This window comes from Rathayibacter sp. AC451, from assembly GCF_979253095.1.
The window spans coordinates 2820706-2835265 of record NZ_CEEDBD010000001.1 but is presented as its reverse complement, the minus strand read 5'-3'; the positions used below and the strand labels follow the sequence as shown (position 1 = coordinate 2835265).

Genomic DNA, 14560 nt, shown 5'->3' with positions numbered 1-14560 from the left:
GCCCGGTTCGCGACCACTCGCCGCACCAGGGCTCGCTGAGTCGGCCCGAAACGGAGCCCACGGAGACGGCAGGCCCCACCCGGCGACGACTCGCCCGCCCCCGGCTGGTCGAGGAGCACCGCGGGCGCGTATCGAGACCCCCCGGGACACGCGGATCTCGATACGCCCGCTCCGCGGGCTACTCGATCAACAGAGGAGGCTCAGGCCCCCGCGACCGTCGACCCGCGGACCAGCAGCTCCGTCGGCATGATCGTCACGCGCTCGACCGTCTCGCCGGCGAGCAGCCGCACCAGCACCTCGGCCATCGTCGAGCCGAGCTCGGTCGAGGGCTGGCGCATCGTGGTGATGGGCGGGTCGGCCGCCTGCGCGAAGTAGTCGCCGTCGAAGCCGGCGAGCGCCACGTCGCCGGGCACCGAGAAACCGCGCTCGCGCAGGGCGCCCAGCGCTCCCGCCGCCATCTGGTCGTTGGAGGCGAAGACCGCGTCGATCGGGCGGCCGGAGTCGAGCAGAAGGTGCATCGCCGCGGCTCCGTCGGCGGGCGAGTAGTCGCCGATCTCGACGCGGGAGTCGTCGAGCCCGGCCTCGCGCACCGCGTCGCGCCAGCCGAGCAGGCGGTCGACGGCGGCGGGCATGTCCTGACGGCTCGCGATCATCGCGGGCTCGCGCCGGCCCAGGCCGAGGAGGTGCTCGGTGATCTCGCGCGCCGAGGCGATGTTGTCGACGTCGACGAAGTAGCTGCCCTGGCCCTCGTCGCTGAGCGGCCGGCCGCCGAAGACCACGGGGAGGCTCGTGCCGAGCCGGGCGTAGGAGTGGTCGCCGCTGTGGTGCGAGACGACGAGCGCCCCGTCGACGTTGCCGCCGAGGAGGTAGCGCCGGGTCTTCTCGGGCGCCGCCTCCGACGCGATGACGATGTTCAGCGTGTACGCGGTGTCGGCGAGCCGGAGCGCCGCCCCCTGCACCACCGAGGCGAAGAACGGATCCGCGAACACCTTGGCGGTCGACTCCGGCACCACGAGCGCGATGACCTCGGTCTTGCGGCTGGCGAGCGAGCGGGCGGCGCGGTTCGGCACGTAGCCGAGCTCCTCGATCGCCTTGCGCACCGCCTGGGCGGCGTCGTCCTTCACCCGCGGGGAGTTGTTGACGACGCGGCTGACCGTGGAGCGCGAGACGCCGGCGCGGGCGGCGACCTCTTCGAGCGTCGGGGCGGCGGAGGCGGTGTCGGGACTCATGGGGGGCCTCTCGGTTCAGTGCTCCGAGGGTAGTGGAGCCGCGACCCCGCCTCGCACGGCCCTAGCCCTTGACCGCGCCGCTCATGATGCCGGCGATCAGCTGGCGGCCCGCGAGCACGAAGAGCACGAGCAGCGGAACGATCGACATCACGGCTCCGGTGAGCACGATCGAGTAGTCGATGTAGTAGCCGGACTGCAGCTGCGCGAGCGCCGTCTGCAGGGTCGGGTTCGTCGGGTTCAGCACGATCAGCGGCCAGAGGAAGTCGGTCCACGCCATCATGAACGTGAACAGCGCCAGGATCGCCATGGCCGGTCGGGCGGCGGGGACCGCGACGGTCAGGAACGTGCGGAACTGGTTCGCCCCGTCCATCCGGGCCGCCTCGATCAGCTCGTCCGGGATCACGTCGATCAGGTACTGGCGCATGAAGAACACGCCGAACGCGGTGACGAGGGTCGGCACGATGACCGCCCCCAGCTCGCCGGTCCAGCCGAGTTGGCGCATCAGGATGAACAGCGGGATGATGCCCAGCTGCGTCGGGATCGCCATGGTCGCCACGACCGTGATCATCAGCCCGTCGCGTCCGCGGAACCTCAGCTTCGCGAAGGCGTAGCCGGCCAGCGTCGAGAACGTCACGACCGAGACGGTGATGACGCCCGAGACGATGATGCTGTTCAGCAGCGCCGTCCAGAACGGGAGGGCGTCGAACACCTTCGCCGCGTTGGCGAGGAAGTTGCCGCCCGGCACCATCGGCAGCGTCTCGCTGCGCGTGGCGTTGGTGCCGCTCGCGACCACGAAGGACCACCACAGCGGGTAGGTCGATCCGAGGATGAACGCGCTGAGCAGTCCGTAGACGAGGAAGCCGGGGCGGTCGACCCGGCCGGCGCCCTTCCGGCGGCGGCGCGGCTCCTTCACGGCGGCCTCCCCCTCGACGGGGCGGCGGACCGGGAACGCGGCAGTGGGGGCGGGGGCGGTCATCGCTCGCTCGCTTTCTGGCCGAGGCCGGTGGAGGACAGGAGGGGGTCGGTCGCGGCGATCTCGTCGGCGCGGTCGGCCGACGCTGCCAGCACGGCGGCCGCCTTGCGCTGCGCCCGCTTGCCGAGCACCCGGTTCTCGACCGAGGCGATCCTCCGCGAGACCGCGAAGTTCACCAGCCCGATCAGCACGATCAGGAGGAACAGCAGCCAGGCGATGGCGGCCGCCTCGCCGAAGTTGCCGCGGAAGAACGCCATCTCCCAGAGGTAGAGGACGGTGGTCTGGAACTGGCGGTCCGAGCCGCCGATGCCGCCCGCGTTCGACACGTCGAAGAGGCGCGGCTCGGCGAAGATCTGCAGTCCGCCGATGGTCGCCGTGATGACGACGAAGATCAGGGTCGGGCGGATGTTCGGGATCGTGATCGAGACGAAGCGGCGGAACGCACCGGCTCCGTCGATCGCGGCCGACTCGTGCAGATCGCGGGGCACGGCCTGCATCGCGGCCAGGAGGATCAGGGCGTTGTAGCCGGTCCAGCGCCAGTTGACCATCGAGGCGATGGCGACGTGGCTGGCCAGGCGGTCGTTGATCCAGTCGATCTGGGGGACGCCGATCAGGCCGAGGAGGTTGTTGGCCAGGCCGTCCTGCTCGCTGAACACGCTCGAGAAGATGAGCGCCACGGCGACCGGGGACACGATGTAGGGCAGCAGCACGCTCATCCGCCAGAACGTCCTGGCGCGCAGCGACTGGTCGAGAGCGGCCGCCAGGAGGAGCGCGACGAGCAGCTGGGGGATCGTGGACAGCAGGAAGATGCTGACGGTGTTGACGATCGAGTTCCAGAAGAACCGGTCGCCGAGCACGGCCGCGAAGTTGCCGAGGCCGACGAAGTCGCCCTGGCCCTGCAGCAGCTCCCAGTCGTAGAGCGAGACGACGAGCGTGTAGACGAGGGGGAACGCGCCGGTGATCGCGAAGAGCAGGAAGAACGGCGAGATGTAGAGGTACGGAGAGGCCTTCACATCGAAGCGGCCGAGCCGCTGGCGGAAGGTCAGGGGGACGCGGGGCGCGGCGGGCCGCCCGCCCCTGGGCGGTGTCGCCGTCGCCGGCGGGGTCAGTGTGCTCGTCATGGCGCGATCGCTTTCCTCGGAGGGAGGGGCTCCCACCCGGCGGAACGGTGCCGCCGGGTGGGAGCCAGTCGGGAGGGAGGGGTGGGAGGGGCGCGTCAGTCGACGAGCTCGCCGAGGAGCGTCAGCGCCTCGGCCCAGGCGGCGTCGCCGTCGAGCTCACCGCGGTCGACCTTCTGCAGCACGGGGCCGAAGACGTTCTCCTGGATGAGCGAGTCGTCGGGTCCCTTGTACTGGGCGACGACGCCCTCGGCGCGCTTCGCGAGGATCGCACCGGTCGGCGAGTCGTTCAGCGCCGGGTCCGGCTCAGCGGCGGAGGCGAGCTCCTCCTGAGCGGCGAGGGTGCTCGGGAACGGACCGGCCGCCTCGAACGCCTTGATCTGCTGCTCGGGCTCGCTCAGCCACGAGGCGAGGGCCGCGGCCTCCGCCGGGTGCTCCGACTGCGTCGGGACCGAGAGGAAGGAGCCGCCCCAGTTGGCCGCGCCGCCGGGGAAGACGTCCGCGAAGTCCCAGCCGGTGCTCGCGGGGTCTCCGCCTCCGGCCTCCACGCCGCCCTTGAGGGTGCCGAACATCCACGCGGGGCAGACGAAGGTGGCGAAGGTCTGGTCGGTGAACGACTTGCCCTTGTTCCAGTCCCAGGCCTTCTGACCGGCCGAGAGGCCGGAGGCCGCGGCGTCGGTCAGCTGGCCCCAGCGCTCCTCGAGCTCGGGGTTGCCCTCGATGTTGAGCTCGCCGTCGGCGGTGTAGTACCCCTCGGGGAGCTGGTTGACCATGGCGTTCCAGACGAATCCGGAGTGGTCGAACCAGGCCTTGCCGGTCGCCTCGTTGTACTGCTCGCCCGCGGCGAAGTAGTCGTCCCAGGTCGCGTCCGCGCCGCCGAGCAGCTCGGCGACGGCCTCGCGGTCGGTGGGGAGTCCGGCGGCCTCGAAGGCGGCGGTGCTGTAGCAGAGGCCCTCGGGCCCGATGTCGGTGCCGTAGCCGATGACGCGGCCGTCGGGGTCGGTCGCCTGCTCGTACTTCCAGTCGACCCAGTCGGCCTTGCGGTCCTCGATGCCGTGGTCGCGGAGGTCCACGAACTGGTCCGAGACCTCCATGATCTGGCCGAGCCAGCCCTCCTCGATCGCGAGGACGTCCGCGAGGCCGGAGCCCGCGGCGAGCTTGGTGAAGGCGTCGGTCCGGGCGTTTCCGCCGGTGTCGATGTTGTTCGGGACGATGGTGATCCCGGGGTTCGCCTCCTCGTACTCGGCGTAGAGGTCGTCGAACCCCATCGCGTTGAACGTGGTGACGGTCAGTTCGATGTTCTCGCCCTCTGCGGCGTCGGATCCGGATGACGAGCATCCGGTGACGACGAGGGCGAGGGTTGCGGCGCCCGAGATCGCTGCGGCGATCCTGGCGCGTCGTGATGCGAGCACGGTCACTCCTTCGTGATGGGATGGGCACGTCGGGGAGCGCTCTCACGCTGGACTGCTGCGTCTGTGAGAGCGCTCTCACGAGGTGTAGGGCGAGTGTACGAACACTTCCGCAGAGAGGTCAAGAGTTTCGAGAGAGCGCTCTCATAACGGTCCGGTCACCGTCGTGAAGCCGACTGCGGGTCGGGAATTCCGGCGGGTCGCGTCCTGCGGAGGGGTGCGGCGCAGAACCTCGGCCGAGAGCGGTGCTCAGCGACGATCGTGCGCGAGCGGCACTCGTGGCCGAGGTTCTGCATCGGCGTCTGCACAGGAACCCCCGTCCACGCGGCACCGGCACCAGGAGTGAACACCCCTGGTCGATCCGTCACGGACGGTCGCCTCCGAGCGATCCGAGCGGCCGTTCGCGACGGATCGACGCGGGAGACCCGACCGTTCGTGACGGATGGACGGAGACCCGACCGTTCGCGACGGATCGACGGACACGCGCCCGCCGATCCGTCACGAACGGTCGGGCGTCAGCCGATCAGCACCGCGAAGCCCTGAGCGGGCAGCTCCACGGAGGCGCCGGCAGCCGCCGCGGACTCGCTCACGAGCACGCCGTCGGCCGAGTAGACGCGCAGCGTCCCCGAGCCTTCGAGCGTCGTCGAGCGCGCCGTCGCGGTCGAGTTCCGCAGCAGCTCCGTGCGTCCGCCGTCGCCCTCGACCACGAGGCGCGACACCACGGGGCGCACCAGCAGCGCGTCCAGCTTCGTCTCGCCGGTCAGCCCGCGCACGTCGATCGTGGTCGCACTCGCGGGCACCGTGCGGCGCAGCTTCTGCGGGAGCAGGGCTCCCGACGCCTCGGTGATCCCCTGCTCGCCGACCGTGCTCGTCAGCAGATCCAGCGGGCGGCGTCCCGTGTTCCAGGCACTCCGCGGAGTCGTCGCCGTGCCCTTCTCGACCTGCCAGAGCACCGGCTCGATCACGCGCTCCTGGATGGAGGAGCCGAGGCCGATCGTCGCCGCGCGGCGCCAGTTCGTCAGCGACAGGTACGAGCCGCTCCACGACGACTCCCCCGTCCAGCTCGATTCCGGAGTGACGACCGTGCCGCCGCGCGCCGTCTCGGCCTCGACGACCTCGAGGCCCTCGCGGCTCACCTGGGTCGCCACCGACCGCGCGCGGTCGGCCAGCTCGGGTCGGTCGTCGAGCGCGATCATGGCGAGGAGGCCGTGGATGGTGCTCTCGGCGCCGCTGTTGCGGTTGACGCTGCCGTCGGCCTGGACGCCGTCGAACGTGATGCCCGTCGCGGGGTCGTAGACGGCCGCACCGCTCCGGTTGAGGCCGAAGAACCAGGCACCCTGCACACCGGCGAGGTCGGTGTAGGCGCTCGACCCGGTCGCGTCGGCGAGGGCGAGCGAGTTCTGCAGCCGCGAATCCGCTCCGTAGGCGATCTGCACCGTCTCGGTCGGGCTCGGGTAGCGGCCGTTGTCGGGGCCGCCCGAGGTCAGCAGCTCGGGCGCGAAGCGGGAGCCGTCGACGACGGCGGGCTCGAGGAGCGAGGCGTCACCGAGGGCCACCGAGGACTCGGCGAGCGCCGCGGGCATCTGCGACGCCCAGGAGTGCCAGAGCGAGCGCGACTGCGCCCACGGCAGGATCGCGCCGTACGGCCACGACGTGGTGTCCCCCTCCGTCGTCGTGCGCGCGAGCGCCGCCACGCCCTCGGCGAGCTTCTCGGTGCTGTCGCGCACCGCGGAGTCGTCGGGCACGGCCTCGACGTACACCGAGAGGCCCAGCAGGGCCTCGGCGGTGGCGTCGGCACCGTCGACGATCAGCCACGCGGGCACGTCGACGCCGTCGGCCTTCTCGTACTCGCCGTAGCGGCCGAGCACCTCGCGGTCGACCGCGGCGACTCCGAGGCGGAGGCGCTCCTGGAGGAAGGCGGCGAACCCGGGGTCGTCGTCCTCGAACGCCGCGTAGCCCTCGCCGAGCGCCCACAGCGTGCGGGCGAGCCAGTAGCTGTCCTCGGAGTCGCTCGGGTCCGGCAGCTCGATCGGCTCGGCGCTGGGGTTCAGGTCGCCGTCGGGCTGCATCCAGAGCACCACGTTGCCGGCGTCGTCGCCGTCGGTGGTCTGGAAGTAGGCGAGGGCGCGCAGGGTCTCGTAGGCGTTCTCGCGGCTGGCCGTCGATCCGGTCTGCTGCCAGTGCCGCAGGTAGGCGACGGCGGCCCGGGAGATGTCGTCGGTGTTGAAGGCGCCCTGCCCCCAGTCGCCGGTCGCGGCATCGAGGGGACCGCCGCCGACGCGCTCGAACGTGCCGCCGTCGCGAGCGTCGGCGTACGTCCACGGCATCACCAGCTCGGGCTCCTCGGCGAGGCGGTAGGTCGTGTGGCCGGGCTCCGGAGTCGGAGTGGCGGTGTCGAGCAGGAAGTCGAGGTGCGCGGTGTTCGCGAGGGGGCCGCCGCCTGCGCGGGGGCCGCGCCGAGGGCGAGGCCCCCGGCGACGAGGGCGGTGGCGGCGAGTGCCGCCGCCGTCCGGGTTCTGGCGTTCGTCATTGAACTCTCCGATGTGTGGGTGGGGATGGAGCTTCTGGGGGTGGGGGATCTCGAGACGCCCGCTCCGCGGGCTACTCGATCAGCAGGGGTGAGGCAGCCGGCTCCACCGCCCTCATCCGTCCGTCCGCACGAGCCGGGCCGCGCCGATCCTCGAGTCGGCCATGCCGTAGAAGACGAAGTGCTGCCCGTCGATCTCCTCGATCGCCGTCGGGAAGACGACGTTCGGAACGATGCCCGAGCGCTCGTCCTCCGTCTCGGCCTCGAGCAACGGCTCGCTGGTGCGCGCGATCACGCGCGAGGGGTCGTCGCCGTCGAGGAGGATCGCTCCGGCCGCGTAGTTGACGTTCTGCTGCTGCGAGAACGCGCTGTCGATCACGCCGGTCACCCCGTGGTGGATCAGCAGCCAGCCCTCGGGCACCCGGAGTGGCGCGGGGCCGCCTCCGACCTTCAGCTCCTCGAAGGGGAACTCGGGCCCCGCGAGGAACCGGTGCCGGGTCCACCGCGTGAGGTTCGCCAGGTCGCGGTCCACCTCGGCGACCGGGACGTAGCTGATCCAGATGCTCTGGCGCGGATCCTCGGTGCCGGCGGGCAGGCGGACGCCCTCCCCCGGCTTGGTCTCGCCGAGGTCCCACATGGGCCGGTGCAGCACGGCGAAGGACCGCGTGCCGTCGGGCGCCGTCACGATCTCGGGGAAGAACACGGTGTCCTTGTTGTGGAACAGCCCGAGGTCGATGTCGAGCGCGTCGTCGTACGCGAAGGTCACGGGGCCGAGCCGACGCCAGTCGCGCAGGTCCTCCGACACCGCGAGCGCCGTCCGCGGACCCAGCGGCCCGTACGCCACGTACGTCATGACGTGCAGGCCGAGGGCCTCGATCCACGTGACGCGCGGGTCCTCGACTCCGGCGTTCGCGGCACCGCGCTCGAACCCGCGGTCGGGCGCCAGTACGACCCCCTGCCGCTCGACGCCGACGGGCACGCCGTTCTCGACGAGCACGCGGGCGAGCCCGATCCGCGAGACGTTGCCGGTCGCGACCATGCGAGGCAGCAGGTACAGCTCGCCGTCCGGGCCGCGACCGCTGCCCGGGTTGAGCACCCCCTCGGCCTCGAGCTGGTCGCCCGGCAGGGGCTCCATCACGATGCCGACGCGCTCGAGTCGGTAGGGGACGGTGGTGAGGGTGGGAGTCATGGTCATCCTTTCACTCCGGATCCGAGATCGGTCGAGACGAAGTAGCGCTGGAACACGATGAACAGCACGACGACGGGGGCGGCGAGCACGACGGCGCCCGCCAGGATCGCCCCGAACGGGTTGTCGGTCGACGACGCGACGTTCGAGATGTAGTTGGCCAGGGACACGGCGAGCGGCTGCAGCGACGCGTCCTTGGTGATGAGGAAGGGCCAGAGGAACTCGTTCCAGGGGCCGATGAAGGTGAGGAGGACCGCCGTGACGAGCGCGGGCCGCACCAGCGGGAGGGCGACGTTCCAGAGCAGCTTCAGCTCGCCGGCGCCGTCGATCCGGGCCGCCTCGAACAGCTCCTTCGGGAGCTGCAGGAAGTACTGCCGGAAGATGATCACCGCTGTGGAGTTGATGGCGAACGGCAGGATCATGCCCACGTGGCTGTCGGCGAGACCGTAGTCGCGGGCGATCAGCACGTAGAGCGGGATCTGCAGCAGCTGGAACGGGATGACCTGCACGAGCAGGGCGAGAGCGAACACGGCGTTGCGTCCGCGCCACTGCAGCATCGCGAGCGCGTAGCCGGCCAGCACGCCGAACACGACGGTGCACAGCAGCACGCCGCCCGTGAAGATCCCGGAGTTGACCAGGCCGGTGAGCAGGCTGATCCGCTCGTTCACGTTGACGTAGTTGTCGAGCGTGAGGTTCGCGGGGTCCGGGACGGCTCCGGCGAGGGTGGGGTCGGGGTCCGTCTGCAGCGAGCCGACGACCATGTAGTAGAAGGGGAACAGGAAGACGATCGCGCCCAGCCCGAGGACCACGCCGCGCAGGACGACCGCCGAGCGGCTCATCCCCACGGGGCGTCGACGCGTCCTGATCGGAGTGACGGCGGGCACGGCCGAGGCCGCTGCTCCCGCGCTGACCTGCGCGCTCATGAGTTCCTCTCCCCGGCGAACCGGTTCTGCAGGTAGGCGATGACCAGGACGCCGATGACGAGGACGACTCCGATGGCCGACGCCACGTCGGGCTGCCCCTGCTGGAGGCCCAGCTGGTACATCAGCAGCACGGGCGAGGCGGAGGCGCCGTTGGGTCCGCCGCCGCCGGTGAGGAGGTACGGCTCGGTGAAGAGGTTCGCTCCAGTGACCGTCGAGACGAGCAGCACGAGCAGGGTCGCGGGCCGCACGCTCGGCACCGTGACCGAGAAGAACTGGCGCACCCGGCCGGCTCCGTCGGTCGAGGCCGACTCGTAGAGCTCCTTCGGCACGTTCTGCAGCGCCGCGAGGTACAGCAGGATGTAGAACCCGAGCTGCTTCCACGTGACGAAGATCGCGATGACGGGCATGGCGAGGTCGTCGTTGATCAGCCACGACGGATCCGGCGCCAGCGGGCCGAGCAGGCTGTTGACCAGCCCGTTCCCGTTGAACAGGAACAGCCAGACCGCGACGATCGCGACGCTCGCCGTCACGTAGGGCACGTAGAACGAGACCCGGAGGAACGTGCGCAGGTGCACGACCTTGTCCAGCGCCGAGGCGAGCAGCAGCGCCAGGATCACCGTCAGCGGCACGTTGATGATCAGGAAGATCCCGATGTTGCCGAACGAGCGGATGACCTGCGGATTCGAGAACGCGGTGACGAAGTTCTCGAGCCCCACGAACGGCCGGTCGACCTGCACGCCGGGTGCCGCGAAGAAGAAGTCGTGGAACGCGATGTAGACCGAGTACCCGACCGGGAACGCGAACACCGCGAGCACGAAGACCAGGTACGGGCCGCCGAACAGCAGTCCGAGCGGCTGGGGTCCGAGCACGCGGCGGAGCAGGCTCCGCTTCGCGGCCGGGCCCGGGGCCCCGGCGCCCGTGGACGCCGGAGCCTTCGGGGTGAGCGTGGTCACGGCCGGCTCACTGCTGGCCGGCGAGCCCGGTGACGGTCTCGGCCGCTCCGTCGAGCGCCGACTCGACGTCGCCCTCGCCGAAGATCACGGTCTTGCCCCACGCGTCGCGGATCGCCTGCAGCATCTGCACCGTGTTCGGTCCCGACGGAACCTCGATGGTGCGGCTCGCCTGGTCGCCGAAGCGCTGGTAGGCGGGGTTCGCCTCGAAGTAGTCGGCGTAGGTGGTCTGCAGGTCGGTGCGCAGCGGCATCTGGCCGGTGGTCTCGAGGAGCGAGCGGTCCTGCTCCTCACTGGTCGCGAACTTCAGCACCTCCCACGCGGTGCCCTTGTTCTCGCAGGCGGAGTAGAGACCGACGTTCTTCGCGTCACTGAAGGTCCAGGTGTCCTCGGGCGCAGTGCCGTCGGGGGTGGGCACCGAGACGGAGCCCCAGTTCAGGTCCTCGTAGACCGAGACGGCCCACGGGCCCACGATCGACATCGCGGCCTGGCCGTCGGCGAACGCGTCGCCCTGGTACTGCTCGCGACCGGCGAGGCCCTGGTCGTACAGGCCCTTCCAGAACTCGGCGACCTCGTAGCCGTCCTCGCTCGCGAAGGTGGCCTCGCCGTCCTCGACCAGACCCGTGCCTCCGGTGGCGGCGGCGTACAGCGGCATGAAGTCGAACTGGGTCTGGAAGAACTCGCTGGTGGGCGCGGGCTGGATCGCGGCGGGCGCGGCTCCGGACTCGACGAGCGTCTTCGACGTGGCGACGAATTCGTCGTAGGTCGCCAGCGACGGGTTCTCGGGGTCGAGACCGGCCTGCGCGAAGAGGTCCTTGTTGTAGAAGATGACGACCGGATTGCTCTTCCACGGCATCTGGAAGTAGTCGCCGTCGGCGTTCTGGTACTGCTCGGCGAGGTCGCCGCTGCGGGTCTCGATGTAGTCGTCGCCGTCCTCGAACTCCGACAGGTCGACGAGGCCGCCCTGCTTCTCGAACTGGCCGACCGCGCTGGGGGCCGTGTTGAAGACGAGGCAGGGCGCGTTGCCGGCGGTGATCGCGGCTCCGATGACCTCCTCGCTGCTCTTGCCGGCCGGGATCTCCTGACCGGTGATCTCCTGGTCCGGGTTGTCCGCGTTCCAGGCCTCGACCATCGCCTCTCCCCAGGCGACCTCCTGCTCGTTGTTCGAGTACCAGATCGTGATCGGGCCGGTCGCGGTGAGGTCGGTGGAGGCGCCGCCTCCCCCGCCACTGCACGCGGTGAGGCCGATCGTCGCCAGCGAGGCGATGCCGATCCCGGTGAGCCATCGTCTCGTCGTCGAGCTGCTCATGGTGTTCTCCTTGTCCTGTGCTCGGCGCGCGCGGCGGTGCGCGCGCCTCTCAGTGGGTCGGCCGCGGCGGAGCGGTCGAGTGGCGCACGACGAGCCCGGCGGGCTCGAGGTCGACATCGGGGGCGCTCCCGGTCTCGATCAGATCGAGGAGCGTGCGGGCCGCCGCCTCTCCCCAGCGCGCGGGGCGCGTGCGGGCGGAGGTCAGCGTCGGGTAGACGTGGGCGGCGATCGCGGAGTCGTCGAACCCCGTGATCGAGAGGTCGTCGGGCAGCCGGAGCCCGCGGGTGTGCGCGACGCCGAGGCCGGCGATGGCCATCGGGTCGTTCGCGTAGACGACCGCGGTCGGCGGTTCGGCGAGGTCGAGGAGCTGCTCCGTGGCGCGCGCGCCCTGGCCGGCGCTGAAGTCGGTCGCGACGACCGGGCCGGGCTCGAGCCCCGCGTCGCCGCACGAGCCGAGGAACGCCGCGCGGCGGCGGCGCGAGTGCAGCAGGTGATCGGGACCGGCGACATGGGCGATGCGCCGGTGGCCGAGCGCGGCGAGGTGCGCGACGGCGTCCGCGATGCCGGCGGCGTCGTCCATGACGACCGCGGGCGACGGCGATCCGTGGAAGCGGCCGAGGGTGACGGCGGGCAGGCCGAGCTCGGCGAGCAGGGCGGGACGGGAGTCGTCCCCGCGCAGATCCGTCAGGAAGATCCCGTCGACGCGGCGGTCGGCGGCGAGGGTGCGGTACACCGCCTCCTCCGAGGCGCCGGGCTCGACCACGCTGAGCACGAGCACCCGGCCGTTCTCGGCGAGCACGCGCTCGACGCCCGAGATGAACGAGGGGAAGAACGGATCCGCGGCGATCACTTCGGGATCGCGCGCGACGACGAGGCCCACCGCGAACGAGACGCTGATCGAGAGGGAGCGGGCGGTGACGCTGGGGCGGTAGCCGAGGTCGGCCGCGACCTGGAGGATCCGCTCGCGGGTGCCGGCGGAGACACCGGGCCTGTCGTTCAGCGCGAACGAGACGAGCGCCTTGCTGACGCCGGCCTCGCGGGCGACGTCGAGGATCGTGGGCCTGTCGGCCATCTCGCGCCTCCCTCTCGATTCTGAACCGGTTTACTCAACCGGTTCAGAGCACGCTAGCAGGGGGAATGGCTTGGGCGGAAGGGCCCCGAAGCGACCGCCCGCTGCAGAACGTCGGGTGAGAGGGGGGTGCGTCGGGCTGTCGGTCGACAGGGGTGCCTCCTGGCCGAGATCGCGCCGGGACGAGCTGCCCCTCGCGCTCGTCGAGGTCCGGTCAGGCGCCGAGGCGTGCGGTGACGCGGCAGAGCACCTGGATGTGCGGCGGGGCGTCGGGGCTGACCTTCTCGGCGACGGCATCGAACCGCCAGCCCGATCCCGCGAGCTCGGCGATCTCGCCGCAGAGCCAGTCGGGGATGCGGCCGATCGGCTCGCCCCGCCGACAAAGGACCCGGTAGGCGTCCGGATTCTTCGTGTTGTCCGGCTCCGGCTCGAGGATCAGCGGGTCTCCGTCGGACATGACGGCCAGCAGTTCCGGGGTCTCGGGCTGGTGACGGACCCCTGAGACGAAGAAGCGGCTGGTGAAGTTCCGCGCGCCCCGAGAAGGCATCTCGACCACGTGGAAGGTGTCGGTCGCGCGACCCGCCCCGGTTCGCACGAGGATCTCGAGCGGGAGCTCGGGAGAGCCCTGGGCGAGTCCGAGCCAGCCGAGGTAAGAGTCGTAGGAGTCTCTGGCGGACGACATGATCCTGTTCGCGAAGAACGGAGGGATCGACGACGACGCGTACTCGTCCTCGAGGCGAGGGAACTCGTCGAGCGGGAAGAAATCGGGGTCGGCCCCTACGTCTTCTGCGTAGCGGAACACGAAGCCCGCGTCCGACACGGAAAGGATCCCGACCTTCGAGAAGCGGCCGGTCCGGCGGTTCTGCCAGATCAGCAGCAACTCGCGAGTACCGCCCTCGTGGAAGACGGCGGGACGATCAACGAGCAAGGTCATCGAGCAACCTCCTCCGGTTCAACGCGAGCAGCTCTTCTGTGAAGCTAGCGCAGGCCGCCGACATCAGCTCCCGGGGAACGGCGGCGATGACCGAACTCACGCGATCGAGGCTCACTGCCGAGAGTCGATCGAACCAGAACGTCCTCGCTTCCGGCGAGGCCATGCCGAGCGCCTCGCCCGCGAGGTCGGTCAGCAGCGGGCGTCCGGGAAAGTGGTGGCTGCGGCCGCGACGGAGCCACCCCTCGAACACCAGCGGGTCGGAGAGGCATGCGAGCCGCTTCGCGTCCGACTCCTGGAATCCGAGAGAGTTGCCGTGGTCGTAGGACGGGGACAGTCGACGATGTCCTCTGCCGCTGATCACGCCCCAGTTCTCGTGATGCCGGTCGCGGCCCGCGACCCAGGCGTCGAAGAGCAGGTAACCGGCCCAGACGTCGAATCCCGACATCCCGCGGGGGCCGACGAAGGCGAACGGCGCGTCGACACCGTCGAGTGCGGCGAAGACCGCCGACACGGTGTAGCGCTCGTTACCTCGCGTACGGCTCGACTCGTAGAAGCGATCCGACTCGGCGAGCACGCTGTTCCCGTTCTCGAGTCGCTGGCCGATGTCGATCTCGACGACGTTGCGCGACATGATGCCCCGGCGTCCCGCCACCGTGGCTGGTCGGACCTCCGCGCAGGGAACGGCGAGCTCTCCGGCGAGGTGGAAGGACACCCACTCCGCCCAGTCCTCACCGCGCGTCGTCTCGCCACTCCCTCGAGCGAACTTGAAGAGCCAGAGCTCGCGCTCGGCGACCAGCCAGAACTTCTCCTTCGTGCCCAACGGCTCGTCGAAGGCATGGCCGTCCTGCGCCCTCTCGATGTCCGTCGACACCCACTGCACAGCCATGCCTCACCGTAACGCGATCGATTTCGGGACCGTTCGCGCGCACGAGC

Annotated in this window: 12 protein-coding genes; all 12 read right to left on the bottom strand. The window is 70.7% G+C overall.

What is annotated here, in order from left to right; all coding sequences use genetic code 11:
- Positions 1-200: 200 nt before the first annotated feature.
- Positions 201-1229, bottom strand: a complete 1029-nt coding sequence (locus AC0CID_RS13545; protein ID WP_465227198.1) for a LacI family DNA-binding transcriptional regulator — start codon at positions 1227-1229, stop codon at positions 201-203.
- A gap of 61 nt (positions 1230-1290) precedes the next feature.
- On the bottom strand, positions 1291-2205 hold the full coding sequence (locus AC0CID_RS13540) for a carbohydrate ABC transporter permease (protein WP_465227197.1): 915 nt from the start codon (positions 2203-2205) through the stop codon (positions 1291-1293).
- Entirely contained in the window at positions 2202-3323 is a 1122-nt protein-coding gene (locus tag AC0CID_RS13535) for a carbohydrate ABC transporter permease (protein ID WP_465227196.1), read from the bottom strand. The genes AC0CID_RS13540 and AC0CID_RS13535 overlap by 4 nt, the downstream gene beginning before the upstream one ends.
- Positions 3324-3418: 95 nt before the next feature.
- The gene (locus tag AC0CID_RS13530) at positions 3419-4732 is read right to left on the bottom strand and encodes an ABC transporter substrate-binding protein (RefSeq protein ID WP_465227195.1); all 1314 of its coding nucleotides are present in this window, start codon (positions 4730-4732) and stop codon (positions 3419-3421) included.
- A gap of 512 nt (positions 4733-5244) precedes the next feature.
- Complete coding sequence (locus AC0CID_RS13525; protein ID WP_465227194.1) at positions 5245-7059, bottom strand: hypothetical protein; 1815 nt, start codon at positions 7057-7059, stop codon at positions 5245-5247.
- Between the two features lie 312 nt (positions 7060-7371).
- On the bottom strand, positions 7372-8445 hold the full coding sequence (locus tag AC0CID_RS13520; RefSeq protein WP_465227193.1) for a glycoside hydrolase family 130 protein: 1074 nt from the start codon (positions 8443-8445) through the stop codon (positions 7372-7374).
- A 2-nt stretch (positions 8446-8447) separates the two neighbouring features.
- A complete protein-coding gene (locus tag AC0CID_RS13515) occupies positions 8448-9281 on the bottom strand; it encodes a carbohydrate ABC transporter permease (protein ID WP_465228105.1) in 834 nt (277 codons plus the stop codon).
- A gap of 80 nt (positions 9282-9361) precedes the next feature.
- On the bottom strand, positions 9362-10318 hold the full coding sequence (locus AC0CID_RS13510; protein ID WP_465227192.1) for a carbohydrate ABC transporter permease: 957 nt from the start codon (positions 10316-10318) through the stop codon (positions 9362-9364).
- 7 nt (positions 10319-10325) lie between these two features.
- On the bottom strand, positions 10326-11624 hold the full coding sequence (locus AC0CID_RS13505) for an extracellular solute-binding protein (protein ID WP_465227191.1): 1299 nt from the start codon (positions 11622-11624) through the stop codon (positions 10326-10328).
- Positions 11625-11673: 49 nt separating this feature from the next.
- A complete protein-coding gene (locus tag AC0CID_RS13500) occupies positions 11674-12696 on the bottom strand; it encodes a LacI family DNA-binding transcriptional regulator (protein ID WP_207403743.1) in 1023 nt (340 codons plus the stop codon).
- A gap of 211 nt (positions 12697-12907) precedes the next feature.
- Positions 12908-13627, bottom strand: coding sequence for an HIRAN domain-containing protein (locus AC0CID_RS13495; protein ID WP_465227190.1), 720 nt, complete (start codon positions 13625-13627; stop codon positions 12908-12910).
- Entirely contained in the window at positions 13611-14513 is a 903-nt protein-coding gene (locus AC0CID_RS13490) for a HipA domain-containing protein (RefSeq protein WP_465227189.1), read from the bottom strand. The genes AC0CID_RS13495 and AC0CID_RS13490 overlap by 17 nt, the downstream gene beginning before the upstream one ends.
- Positions 14514-14560 lie beyond the last annotated feature (47 nt).

Excerpts from the sequence above, each read along its gene's own strand:
- AC0CID_RS13545 (WP_465227198.1), bottom strand. The coding sequence starts at position 1,229 with ATGAGTCCCGACACCGCCTCCGCCGCCCCGACGCTCGAAGAGGTCGCC.
- AC0CID_RS13540 (WP_465227197.1), bottom strand. The coding sequence starts at position 2,205 with ATGACCGCCCCCGCCCCCACTGCCGCGTTCCCGGTCCGCCGCCCCGTC.
- AC0CID_RS13535 (WP_465227196.1), bottom strand. The coding sequence starts at position 3,323 with ATGACGAGCACACTGACCCCGCCGGCGACGGCGACACCGCCCAGGGGC.
- AC0CID_RS13520 (WP_465227193.1), bottom strand. The coding sequence starts at position 8,445 with ATGACTCCCACCCTCACCACCGTCCCCTACCGACTCGAGCGCGTCGGC.
- AC0CID_RS13515 (WP_465228105.1), bottom strand. The coding sequence starts at position 9,281 with ATGAGCCGCTCGGCGGTCGTCCTGCGCGGCGTGGTCCTCGGGCTGGGC.
- AC0CID_RS13505 (WP_465227191.1), bottom strand. The coding sequence starts at position 11,624 with ATGAGCAGCTCGACGACGAGACGATGGCTCACCGGGATCGGCATCGCC.
- AC0CID_RS13500 (WP_207403743.1), bottom strand. The coding sequence starts at position 12,696 with ATGGCCGACAGGCCCACGATCCTCGACGTCGCCCGCGAGGCCGGCGTC.
- AC0CID_RS13495 (WP_465227190.1), bottom strand. The coding sequence starts at position 13,627 with ATGACCTTGCTCGTTGATCGTCCCGCCGTCTTCCACGAGGGCGGTACT.
- AC0CID_RS13490 (WP_465227189.1), bottom strand. The coding sequence starts at position 14,513 with ATGGCTGTGCAGTGGGTGTCGACGGACATCGAGAGGGCGCAGGACGGC.